Origin of the sequence: Halobacillus faecis, from assembly GCF_007991335.1 — a bacterium.
GTDB classification, from domain to species: domain Bacteria; phylum Bacillota; class Bacilli; order Bacillales; family Halobacillaceae; genus Halobacillus; species Halobacillus faecis.
Genome location: NZ_BJYD01000042.1, coordinates 1 through 10,738, shown reverse-complemented (window position 1 = coordinate 10,738; position 10,738 = coordinate 1). Strand labels below are relative to the sequence as shown.

General features: G+C 36.1%; 12 protein-coding genes. 8 read left to right on the top strand and 4 right to left on the bottom strand.

Annotated features, from left to right (window positions below; genetic code table 11):
• The first annotated feature begins 555 nt into the window (after window positions 1–555).
• The 5 genes from HFA01_RS18635 (at window position 556) to HFA01_RS18615 (ending at window position 6,106) form a co-directional block, all read left to right on the top strand.
• Entirely contained in the window at window positions 556–876 is a 321-nt protein-coding gene (locus HFA01_RS18635; protein ID WP_146818878.1) for a hypothetical protein, read from the top strand.
• Window positions 877–971: 95 nt separating this feature from the next.
• On the top strand, window positions 972–2,429 hold the full coding sequence (locus HFA01_RS18630) for a methyl-accepting chemotaxis protein (RefSeq protein WP_146818877.1): 1,458 nt from the start codon (window positions 972–974) through the stop codon (window positions 2,427–2,429).
• A 94-nt stretch (window positions 2,430–2,523) separates the two neighbouring features.
• Complete coding sequence (locus HFA01_RS18625; RefSeq protein ID WP_146818876.1) at window positions 2,524–2,703, top strand: hypothetical protein; 180 nt, start codon at window positions 2,524–2,526, stop codon at window positions 2,701–2,703.
• Complete coding sequence (locus HFA01_RS18620) at window positions 2,700–4,043, top strand: hypothetical protein (protein ID WP_146818875.1); 1,344 nt, start codon at window positions 2,700–2,702, stop codon at window positions 4,041–4,043. The genes HFA01_RS18625 and HFA01_RS18620 overlap by 4 nt, the downstream gene beginning before the upstream one ends.
• An 851-nt stretch (window positions 4,044–4,894) precedes the next feature.
• Window positions 4,895–6,106, top strand: coding sequence for a site-specific integrase (locus HFA01_RS18615; protein ID WP_146818874.1), 1,212 nt, complete (start codon window positions 4,895–4,897; stop codon window positions 6,104–6,106).
• 343 nt (window positions 6,107–6,449) lie between these two features.
• Here the strand turns inward: HFA01_RS18615 and HFA01_RS18610 are convergent, their stop codons facing one another.
• From HFA01_RS18610 to HFA01_RS18600, 4 genes are read right to left on the bottom strand one after another with little or no spacing between them, the layout of a single operon-like run.
• Window positions 6,450–6,752 carry a hypothetical protein gene (locus HFA01_RS18610; protein WP_146818873.1) on the bottom strand — a complete coding sequence of 101 codons (303 nt, stop codon included), beginning with the start codon at window positions 6,750–6,752 and terminating at the stop codon, window positions 6,450–6,452.
• Window positions 6,736–6,969, bottom strand: a complete 234-nt coding sequence (locus HFA01_RS18605; protein ID WP_146818872.1) for a hypothetical protein — start codon at window positions 6,967–6,969, stop codon at window positions 6,736–6,738. Before HFA01_RS18605 ends, HFA01_RS18610 begins: the two co-directional genes overlap by 17 nt.
• The gene (locus HFA01_RS18990) at window positions 6,963–7,130 is read right to left on the bottom strand and encodes a hypothetical protein (RefSeq protein ID WP_167506274.1); all 168 of its coding nucleotides are present in this window, start codon (window positions 7,128–7,130) and stop codon (window positions 6,963–6,965) included. The genes HFA01_RS18605 and HFA01_RS18990 overlap by 7 nt, the downstream gene beginning before the upstream one ends.
• Before the next feature lie 39 nt (window positions 7,131–7,169).
• Complete coding sequence (locus HFA01_RS18600; protein WP_167506273.1) at window positions 7,170–7,736, bottom strand: MerR family transcriptional regulator; 567 nt, start codon at window positions 7,734–7,736, stop codon at window positions 7,170–7,172.
• Window positions 7,737–8,223: 487 nt separating this feature from the next.
• On the opposite strand from HFA01_RS18600, the gene HFA01_RS18595 reads away from it, so the two are divergent.
• The 3 genes from HFA01_RS18595 (at window position 8,224) to HFA01_RS18585 (ending at window position 10,714) form a co-directional block, all read left to right on the top strand.
• Window positions 8,224–8,409, top strand: a complete 186-nt coding sequence (locus HFA01_RS18595) for a hypothetical protein (RefSeq protein ID WP_146818870.1) — start codon at window positions 8,224–8,226, stop codon at window positions 8,407–8,409.
• A 308-nt stretch (window positions 8,410–8,717) separates the two neighbouring features.
• Entirely contained in the window at window positions 8,718–9,287 is a 570-nt protein-coding gene (locus HFA01_RS18590; RefSeq protein ID WP_146818869.1) for a recombinase family protein, read from the top strand.
• A gap of 266 nt (window positions 9,288–9,553) precedes the next feature.
• On the top strand, window positions 9,554–10,714 hold the full coding sequence (locus HFA01_RS18585) for a hypothetical protein (protein ID WP_146818868.1): 1,161 nt from the start codon (window positions 9,554–9,556) through the stop codon (window positions 10,712–10,714).
• Window positions 10,715–10,738 lie beyond the last annotated feature (24 nt).

Genomic DNA, 10,738 nt, shown 5'->3' with positions numbered 1-10,738 from the left:
GAAGGTTGTTGAACCACCAAAACCATTGATATAAAAGGGTTTTGGTGGTTTTAAACTCAAATTGAAGGTTGCCTCTTAAGTCTCTGCCTCTGGCTATGATATATCTTTACGATTTTGTTGAGAGTTGGACTGCATCTAAAGACAAGAACTCTGATGAAAATCTGTAGTTAACGATTTTGGTAACTACAAAAAGAAGTATATATACCCCACATAAATAAAATACTCAATGAAGTGTACATACTATTGTTTTCACGGTTTAAATCTTCAAGAAAATGATACATACAAAAAATATATAATATGCTGATTATTAAATGCAGGTGGGCGTATGGAGGCAGGCTGTTAAAAAACACAGGCGAACTTTCCTGGGTTTTTTGACTGACTGATCTCCGTTCGAGGTGGTTTCCCTCGATAATGTTTTGACCTTAATTTTCTGAAGTCGAGCAGTGAAATAATTCGTAGTTGGTAATTTTGCCAACAGCTGCGCTATGCTAGAAATAGATTTACATATGTTCGTAATCAGCTAGAATGATAGAAATCGTTAAGGAGATGAAGTTCATGAAAATCAGAAATATAAACCTAGTAAATGTAGAATGGAATGTATATCCTCCAAGTGCTCAACAAATCGATGCAATTGTTACATTCATTGAAAATAATGAACCTGTAGAGATTTCATTGGCTTATGAACGTGAAGATTGGGATAACAGAAAAATTGAAAACCCTGATCGCTGGATAGTGAAAGGTACTGATGAAGAACGTGCGAAGTACCAGATGGTTTTCGATAATATTATTTACAAAGAGATACAAGAAGAACTTGAACGTCTCAAAGATTTAGAAATAGAAGACATGCTGAAACCTATTCAAGTCACGAAGTCATGAACTTTCATGGCTTCTTTTTTTTGTTCAAAAAACTTAAGTTCAAGACATTTTTCAATTAGTATTGACCAAGTTCAAGGGCGAAAGGAGGTAAAAAAATGGACGAAAGTACAAAAATGCTAAATTTAAGAAATCAATTAATGTTTAAAATCATGGCTTTCGTGCTAATAGCTGACATCGTTTTACTTGTAATCAGAAGTTCATTTGCAACTCTAGGAATTGTTTTTAGTGCAGGTTTAGTATTAATGTCTGGATGCTATTTCTTAATTTACAAAACAGAAAAGGTTCGCTTAACAATGTACCTCATGACTTCGAGCATGTTTGCTCTTGTAGCTGCATTAAATGTCTTTCAAAGTAATGTAGTGAACTACAACACAATTTTCTTTGTGTTAGTTCTAATCAGTCTATATCAGAATTCAAAGCTCATGATGGCAGGAGGTTCTGTGGCCGCAACATTCGCAGGATTATTTTACATATGGGATCCAGCAGATGTATTCGTTAATGCACCGACAAAGTACGTTTTCTACATAGTCCTTTTAGTCATATTGATTACGACAATATTAACGACTGTAAGCAGGTTGAATGAGTCAATTATGCGTGATTTTAAAGCTAAAAAAGACGAGGCGAATGAACTTACAGAGCAAAGTCAACGAAGCCTTGAGAAGATGAAGGAAGCAGCAGGGTTAATTGATGAATTTAGCAGTTCTCTAAATGCGCGAATACAACAAACAAACGAAATCATGATTAACTTCAGTTCATCGTTTCAAGAGATGGAGACATCTCTCGAAGATCAATCGCAATCAACAGTTGATATTAATAGTTCAGTCGAACAAAGTGATCAGAGCATACAAACAATCACTGATGAATCTGAAGAGATGCTTATGATCGCTACCGAGACTCAAAATGCCTCGCAAACAGGTAATAGTGAAGTTTTAAAGCTAAACGATGAGATTGAAAAAGTATCTGATATCATTTCAAAATCATCGAAAACAATCGAAGAATTGAACACTTCAAGTACTGATATATTAAGCTTTTTAGATGTCATCAAAGACATATCAGAACAAACGAATTTACTAGCTTTAAACGCATCAATCGAAGCAGCAAGAGCTGGTGAAGAAGGTAAAGGCTTTTCGGTTGTAGCTGAAGAGATCAAAAAGCTAGCTTCACGAAGCCAGCAAATGACCGAAAACATCACGGAAATAGTATCTAATCTTCAAATAGAAAGCCAGAGAGCGTCTCAGAATGCTCAACAAGGGCAAGATGTTGTGAAGGTATCTGAAAACGCAGCAGGACGTGTTTCAGAAGAATTTAAGAACATCTCTGCTTACATAGAACGCTTTAATTTAAAGTCAGAAAACATAACTACATTGGTAAACGACTTAAAATCAGCAAGCTCAGAAATCGTTTCTCAAATCAACAATGTCAGTAGCATTACAGAAGAGAACACATCTGCTGTAAAAGATTTGTCTGGAAGCATTGAAACGCAGTCTGATCAGCTGAATCAGATAGTTGAAGATTTCCAAGAGCTCGAAAATCAAACAAAAAATCTAAAGTAATAAAGCATTGTGCACAGTGTTTTAGTCAAAGGCCAGGAAACTGGTCTTTTTTTCATTTTGTGTTATCAACTAATTGATTTCGAGGAGGGTGATTATGAAGAAAGTGTTTAGTTATTTGAGTGTAGCGTTATGGATGCTAACTATCATGTGGGGAGCTTATAAGGCTTTTAACTACAACATTGATGTAACAATGTCTGATGTAGTGCTGTTTTACGCACTAGGAGCAATTAATTTCGTATCGATTTTCTTTTTGACTAGGGAGGTGAAACGATGAATTTTTTAAGTGAAGAAGAGATAAAAACGTTAGAAACTGATGAACTTTTAAGCTACTTAGAGGCTATTAGAAATCGTACTCCTGTTTTTGAAATAGAACATAATGAAATTGATGATGTTCTGTTCGCTCAAGAAGAAATAAAATTAGATGATCTGGATCCTTACTACTCAGGATATCGACCAGAAGGGACTTTATTCGTTTTTCCGAAGGGAGATTCTAGAGAATCGGAACTTCATGATTATAGGTTTTTAGGGAAGAAGGTGGTCCCGAGGAGGAATTTCTTCTGGGTTGTTAAGCCTCGTATTACATACAAAAATCACGCTATTGTAGAAGTGGATGTTGTAATAGAAAAACACACTGTAAATCAGAACAACCGTATGTATCCGAGTGTTAGAGCTGTTGCTTCTAGCAGTAAAATATTTATTTATGATTTTGATGAAAACATATATAAAGAAGTAGATATGAAATCAAAAGAAAAAAAACACAGAGATCGCAAAGACGAATTGCTATTAAGAAAAGAACTGAACTTGATGCTAGAATACAGGCTAGAAGTCTTGCATTCAGAGTATGTAAAGTACCTTTCAAGCGCTGCTTACTACATGAACAGTGTTAAGAAAAGTACATTCTCGAGGATACGTGAATTCAAGGATTTCTTTATTGAATCGATAGAGAAACTAGAACACATAAAAAGCACTTTTCTGATTAAATATGTTTCTGATCATGTTGATCGTGAGAATTATGACGTGCTTAAAACTTATATAGAAGAGTCTCTAGAGAAGTGTGAGGAAAGTTTTGAAGAGATTAAATACATAGATGATGATTTGAACGTGAGAGAAACTGAATACAGTGAATTAAATCAAGAATTGCATGATGTCGTCTTTCACGTAAAACGACTCTTTGAAGAAAGAAAATTGAAATCAAAGAGTAATGAAGGGTTCATTAAAATCACAGAGGATCGAGTCTTCTACAACTTGTCACATATTGAAATAATAAGGATTTATTCAGATCAGCATGGCTCAGATTACTCCTGGAAAGAAGATGAAGAGCTTCTTATAAATGAATTCAAGCGTAGTAAAGAGAAGATTGTATCTGCTGCTCATACAGATTACTTTATTGATGAAACTAATAGCTTATCCGATGATGAAATCATGTCATTTTTAGATACAGAAAAACCTTTGCTGGAGCTGTCTGGATATGCACTGCGAACACTTGATAAACCTACCAAAAAAGCATTTTTAGCATTTATGAATTCCGAATGGACAAACGATGAAGCGTTTGTGAAATATGTGAACAAAAAGCTAGAAAAGAAAAAGGAAATATTGAAAGAAAAAGACCAGTAAAACCTGGTCTTTTTTTAGTTGTTGTAAAAAAACAAATTATAATTATAGTACATAAAATTAACTAAAAACATGACGTCAGGGTAGAAGCTGAGTCGCATCCGTCGCTTAGATCGCGAGGAAAGTTATCTAAGTTAACCAGTACTTAGAGACGAAGTTGTAAACGAAAATAAATACATGAATTGAAGCAATCATTGTTTCAATTGAAGTAAGACCAAAATCATGCAGAGGAGAATGAAAATGAAGAAATATTCGTATCAAGAAATCAATAAAAAAATCAATGAGGAAAGGAAGTTAGAAGTATATGAAGACTTGTAGTAATGAAGCAATAAAAGAATCAATAAAAGACCGAAAGGAGCATAAGCACACTGAAATCAACTGTAAATAAGTAAGACTTGTAGTGAAAAAATGCGCAGCTGAAAGATTCGATTTGTAGTGAAAATAAGCAAGACTTGTAGTTGTAGTAAATTTCGATTTGTAGCGAAGAAGAAAAAAACGAAAGACATCGAGCGTGATCTCGAAGGAAATATAAAATAGCAAGTGTTCGTCAGAACAAGTTCAACGCTCACAAAGAAGTGAGAGGCGCGAACTCGCAGCGTAAAGCGAGTGAAGCAGATATAACACTCCGCTAGGCCAGGAGGAACAGGCGGTTCTGTATGTATTCGAACGGAATAAAAGAAGTCTGAAGCTAATTTTATCGTCAGATAAAGAAGCGAAAGACGAAATTTTATGACTCGAATACATACAGAACCTGCCTGGCAGGTGCCTGCTTTTTCAGTTTCCTAGCGAAGCGTTCGGAAACTAGAAAAAGCCCCCGCTTTGCGGGATTTCGTTTTTTTAGGAGGTGATGAAAAATGGGGAAAGATGAGAAAAAATTAAGAGCTCAAAACAAGAAAATCGAGAAGGTTTTGAAACGAGCACAAGAAAGCAATGCTGCGAAGAAAAAAGAACTAATTGGAGAGCTGAGAGTTCATAAAAAAGGTTCGCCAGAGTATTCGAGGATTTCTCAAGAAATCAGCAAGGTTGGGACGATTTCGGACGGAACAGTGAAAACATATTCGGATCAGGCGAAGGGGATTTTGAAAGAAGCGAATCAACGCTTTGGAGTTCGCGAATGGAAGCATTTCAAGCCAGAACATGCCCAAAAAATACTCCAATCTAGGATTGATCAAGGTATGGCCGCAAATAGCGTTCGAAAAACGGCTCATGCACTGGAATACATAAATAAAAACGTGAACAAAGTGAACGTTTTTAAAAAGAATCAGAAAATCGAAGTAACGGATCACAAAAAAATGCTCGAAACAATCAAACAAAATGGTGTTGTGAGAAGAGCAAAGGACTCACATCGTCTGAAAGCTAATCCCGAGCAAGCTAGAGCTGTTATAAAAGAGATGGAGAAGTATAACAAGCACTATGCTGATATCGCTCGTTATCAACTTCTAAGTGGTTTTAGGATTACCGAGGCAGTGTCACAAAAAGCAGAATACATAGACTTAGAAAATAACAAACATCAGGCAATCGACGCCAAGGGAGGCTTAAATAACGTCGTTTATACGTCTCATCATACAAAAGAAGATAAAGAGTTCTTACAATCTCTAAAAAACGGTCAAGATGCCGAAACTGGAAGGGTTTTTGAACGGTTGAAAGATAAAAACGGTAATTATAGAAAAGATAGTTCGGTTAGTAAATCTGTCACTCGCTTGGCCAGGAAGTGTGCGGACAAGTTGGGGATTGAAGGTGCAGAAGGTCAGACATTTTCAAGTCATTCATTCAGAGGTGTATATGGGTTGGAGAGGATGGAAGAATACGCTGCCCATCACGATAAATTAGATGGAATCATCGAAGAAAAAATACGAGAGCAACCCCGTCTTTATAAGAAATACGTGAATTTTGAAGCTCGAATTCGTGAAAAAATAATCGTTGAGAATCGTGGGGATCGCGAAATAACAAAAGAAGAAAAAATTCGGTGGCTGGTATCGACTGATCTAAACCACTCTCGGCAAGAAGTCGTTCGCTTCTATGTAGATAACATGGATATCTCTGCAGCTGTTCAAAAATACAGCTAAAGCTGTGCTTTTTGCTTGAGAAGGATTATTTGGCCAGGTAGCATAAAGGCATATCAACTCTGGGATTTAAATTATGCTTCTTTTAAATTACCTCTCAGTAATGGAGCATGTTTCACTTAAACATATGTGGTATTTAAAAAACGGTCAAGATGACCAATTAGCACAAGCTTTTATCTTAACAAGTGGAAAGTGTGAATCCTCTATAATGGGGGTTTTACGCTTTTTTATGTTGAAAAAAATTCAATCCTGGATACACTTTAGACACTACAAGTCGAAAGAAGAAAAAAACCGATAGTACATTAAAAAGAATCCATGCCCAAGGCTTGGATTCTTCGTTTTTTATTTATTGTTTCAATACTGGGAAAACATGCTCGAATCCCACGTAGATTTCTTCAGCTTCTTCGATCGTCCTGTCATCAAATGCCCACCAGAGCGCTCTTTTAAGATTCGTCTCCGTTTCGTCAATGCCGAGTACATCGCAAATTTTAATGAGGTTTTCTGAAGTGGTTTCGTTATAATTTTTATCTGATTTAACTGTTTCCAACCCTTGTAGAGCGATGTCGATAATCATTTTCCCTTCGACTTTGCTATCAAGGCATGCTTTTAGCATATAGCCAATGCTCTGTTTTTTATTGTGAACTGTCATCTTCATCATCCTTTTTGGGTATTTGGTCCAGCTCAGCTTCTCGTTCTATAAAGAAGCGAGGGTGAAGCCTTATAATTTGCTCTCTCGTACGAAGTTGTTCAGTCGCAATACCCTGCTTTGATTCAATGAGCTTGCCTTCTCTGATCCACTTGTCAACGTCATTCAAAGTGACATCGAGATTCTCAGCAACGTCTTTTCTTGTGTAGAACTCTAACATTTTTCATACTTCCTCTTCAGTTTCTCGAGTTCTTTCTCATCATCTTCGATCGCTTGCTTCAACTGATAAATCACAGCATTTCTTTTGAAAATATTTTTTTTAATGCGTTTTCTGAACTTCTCTTCACTTTGTTTAAGCTCATGAACGCTGAATATTTTCACTTTGGTTCCTCCTTGTGATAATTTTAGCGCCTTTTTCAACTACCCGAGAAGCTTTTTATACCAAGGTTTTTCTAGCTTCTCTAACCGTTTTTTAAGCGACTCATTTTCTTTTTTCAACTCATTCAATTCTTCAGATGATGCTGCTTGCGAATATGATTTCTTTATTTCGTTAAGTGCTTCAGACTGCTCCTCAAATTTCTTATCGTTTTCTTCTTTGAATTGAGTAATCACTCTCTCGTGTTCCTCAAATCTCTTATCATGGTTCTCCAGCATCTGCTTTTGATTTATTGCAACTTTAAACATGTTCAAGAGATCCTCACGTTTGTCCAGTGACAAATTGCTTTGTAATTCGTTCTTGATTTCTTCAGCTGCGTCTTCGACGACGAGAGCAAAATCCATCTCTTTTAATTCCTTGTATATGTCTGCTTTATATATTCCCTGTTTTTTTAATCGCTGCACTTCTCTTAAGACATCTAAAGCTGCAGGTTCATAAAATTTTGATCGACCATCCATGACGTAAGGGATAAACATGTGGAAATCTGTTACCCAATCTGAAACCGTAGTTCTAGCTACGTCTAGTTCACTCGCTAAATCCTTTAATCTCAAGTGTTTTCGCACATAAATCACTCCAATCGTTTATATAAAATCATGTTTTCGTCGAAGACGGAAGGATTACGCGAATTTTAATTATCCGTCCGCCGTCTTTTTTATCCGTCCTTAATTCGTCTAAGCGACGAACCGTTGCTATATAAGTATTTCTACGAGTTCCGTATAAATCCCTTCATGGACGAATAGTGGGAAAATATTGAAAATGTACATAAAAAAAAGGAGCTGAAATATATTCAGCTCCCAGGACTTATATGTTGACTCATTATGTACTAAAATGATATGATGATGAGTGGGTGTAGGCATATTGGAATTTTCAATTGTCTGAATTTTGCCCGAGGCATAAAAAAAGACCGTGTAAGGACGGTTCTTCTTTGTGTGCCAACGAAAGGATGGATGCTTATGAAGCACTCGATCGTCCTTTTCCCGAATAAGTTTATCATCACTTTCATCATGATGATAAGCGAAAGAAGGGAGGACGATAACGATGACACTAGCGATTCTCACGATTTACTACACCATTCTGTTTCCCTTGTCTCTCTTTTTCCTTAGTGGATTGAACAATAAAGGAAAAATCTCTTTCGGTGTTTCTGCTACATATGCTGTTTTCTTTGCAATTCTCCCTATCGCTATTCTGGGAGGACATCAATACTTAATGCTTTTAATATCATAACTAATTTGAGCTCGCAGGGTCGGATCTGCGGGCTTTTTTTTGAGTCCGAATTAACTCGTTCCTCAACATAACTAACTTTTTTGTCTAACACAGTTATAGCACAAATTAAAATTACGAGTCAAGCACGCCTCTCTTTTAGTGCATTTTTAAATACATTATGAAACTAAAAGTTCCTTTCTTAATTTAAAAAGAAGGAAATAACAAAAGTGTCTAGAAGGTGTAATATGTAGACAAAATGTACACATGGCTCTATAGTGCGGGTTCGTAACGTCTAAAAGGTCTGTACAAAATTCAAGAGGTGAAAAACAATGATTTATGGGTATTCTCGTGTGTCTGACAAAATGATGAATGATGAGTCTCAAATTGAAAAATTGAAAGAGTATAGATGCGATGAAATAATTTCTGAGAAAGTAACAGGAGTTGCAGAGGATCGGAAGCTTGTAGATTTGATTGAAAATCAAATCTCAGAAGGAGACAAACTTGTTATTACTGATGTAACAAGATTTGCTAGGAGTTCGATACAAGCTATCCTAATGGCTGATCAGCTGCACAAGAAAGGTGTCGATCTGGTCATTTTGAATTTAGGAATAGATACGACGACGCCAGCTGGGAAAATGGTCTTTAATGTTATGACAGCTATGGCTGAGTTCGAACGTGAACAGACGAAGGAAAGACAACGGAGAGGAATTGAACATGCGAAGAAGCAAGGAAAGCATCTAGGCCGCAAAGCAAGTTGGTCCAAAGAGGGATTAGAAAGTGCGTTAGAGGAGTATCAGGAGACTAATAAAAGCGTGAAGGAAATTGTAAGTGTCTACAACATTCCGCGCTCTTCATTCTATGTAGAGCTAAAAAGACGTGAAATCACAAGAAAAAAGTAGGTTATCTGGCAGTATTAGCGAATTAGATAGTAAGAATGCTAGATTTCACAAGGAAAAAACGCTAGAGTAAAGAGTAAGAACAAAAAAGCTAACCTGTTGGCAGCAGGTTAGCTCGGGATCGGTACAGCACAGCACAACACGTGCACCGACAAATATTAAAGTCTGACTTAACTATAAATTAAATTCAAAATAAATACAAGCAATCCTTTTTTATAGTTTTGTCGTGTGTTGTGTTGTACCTCCCTTTAATTTTAGGAGGTATTAATATGAGTAAATATTTGAGATTGAATGAAGATGAAAAAGATTTTATCCGAACAAAGGTAGAGGCTTGTGTGGTCAATGGTGTCGTGAACTGGGGACTGTTTGACGATTTAATCAAGACTTTAACAAGAGGAAAAAAGATGATGATCATCGATGAAAATGGTGAATTTCATTTCGATGAACAAATAGAAAAAATCGATGAGGCTGCATATGCTAGAGAAGTTCTGTTTGAAATGAAGAATGATTTTGAAATAAACAGAAGGACTTATGACACTCGCGGACCTTTTCTGAAAGTGTTTAGAGAATCCAACCTTCAATTGGTTGATGTTCTGAATACTAACCAACGAACACAAATAATGAAACTGTTACTATGCTCAGAATATGAAGAAGTACTCAAATGGAAAGGCGAGTTGATGGGAGCTCCACAAATCGCCGAATACTTAGGGTATAAAGCTTATAAAGGTTCTTTTAAAAAGATATTTTTAAAGCCTGTTGTTGATGCTGGGGTTTTAATTCCTTATCGAGAAGAGGGTATTAAAAGGACATTATATAAGTTTAATAGTGATATTGTTTTTAAAGGTTCATTAAGTAACAATCCAGAATTCATGAAAATGTTTACTAAGGTTTTAAGAGGAACGATCAAAAGAATCGAAAAAATAGAAGCTACAAATGCTAGATTGGAAAAAAAGAAGTTAAATTCAAGTGCAATAGGTGTCTTGCACGCATTATTACCATGGTGTCATATCGAAACATCGATGATTTGCAAAAATCCTAGCACCAGTATTGTTAAAGATGGTGAAACCGTGCAGCAAGCCAAGAATAGAGAAGCGAGAAGAAAACGAGGGAAAATACATAAAGCTCTTACTCACGCTGATTTAAGACGTATATGCACTAAACAAAGCAAAACAGGAATGAGAAAAAGTTTATTTGATAGGCATATTGAAACGTTGAAGAAAGCAGGGGTTTTGTTAGATATGTCTTCCGCAGGGAATCGTATTTATTACTTATTTCCTGCTCTCGTAGTAAGTGATAAAAATCAAGAAGTGAAAGAATATAGCAGGTCTCTTGTAACTCAATTTCTAGAAGTTTGGGGAGATAGTGCTGAAAACATTATCGCAGATTTAAATATAAAAACATATATTGATGAGGTAAAAGAGGAGGAGTAATTCCTTCTCTTTTTTTGTTTTTCA

Excerpts from the sequence above, each read along its gene's own strand:
- HFA01_RS18615 (WP_146818874.1), top strand. The coding sequence starts at position 4,895 with ATGGGGAAAGATGAGAAAAAATTAAGAGCTCAAAACAAGAAAATCGAG.
- HFA01_RS18635 (WP_146818878.1), top strand. The coding sequence starts at position 556 with ATGAAAATCAGAAATATAAACCTAGTAAATGTAGAATGGAATGTATAT.
- HFA01_RS18625 (WP_146818876.1), top strand. The coding sequence starts at position 2,524 with ATGAAGAAAGTGTTTAGTTATTTGAGTGTAGCGTTATGGATGCTAACT.
- HFA01_RS18605 (WP_146818872.1), bottom strand. The coding sequence starts at position 6,969 with ATGTTAGAGTTCTACACAAGAAAAGACGTTGCTGAGAATCTCGATGTC.
- HFA01_RS18595 (WP_146818870.1), top strand. The coding sequence starts at position 8,224 with ATGACACTAGCGATTCTCACGATTTACTACACCATTCTGTTTCCCTTG.
- HFA01_RS18620 (WP_146818875.1), top strand. The coding sequence starts at position 2,700 with ATGAATTTTTTAAGTGAAGAAGAGATAAAAACGTTAGAAACTGATGAA.
- HFA01_RS18630 (WP_146818877.1), top strand. The coding sequence starts at position 972 with ATGGACGAAAGTACAAAAATGCTAAATTTAAGAAATCAATTAATGTTT.
- HFA01_RS18590 (WP_146818869.1), top strand. The coding sequence starts at position 8,718 with ATGATTTATGGGTATTCTCGTGTGTCTGACAAAATGATGAATGATGAG.
- HFA01_RS18610 (WP_146818873.1), bottom strand. The coding sequence starts at position 6,752 with ATGACAGTTCACAATAAAAAACAGAGCATTGGCTATATGCTAAAAGCA.
- HFA01_RS18585 (WP_146818868.1), top strand. The coding sequence starts at position 9,554 with ATGAGTAAATATTTGAGATTGAATGAAGATGAAAAAGATTTTATCCGA.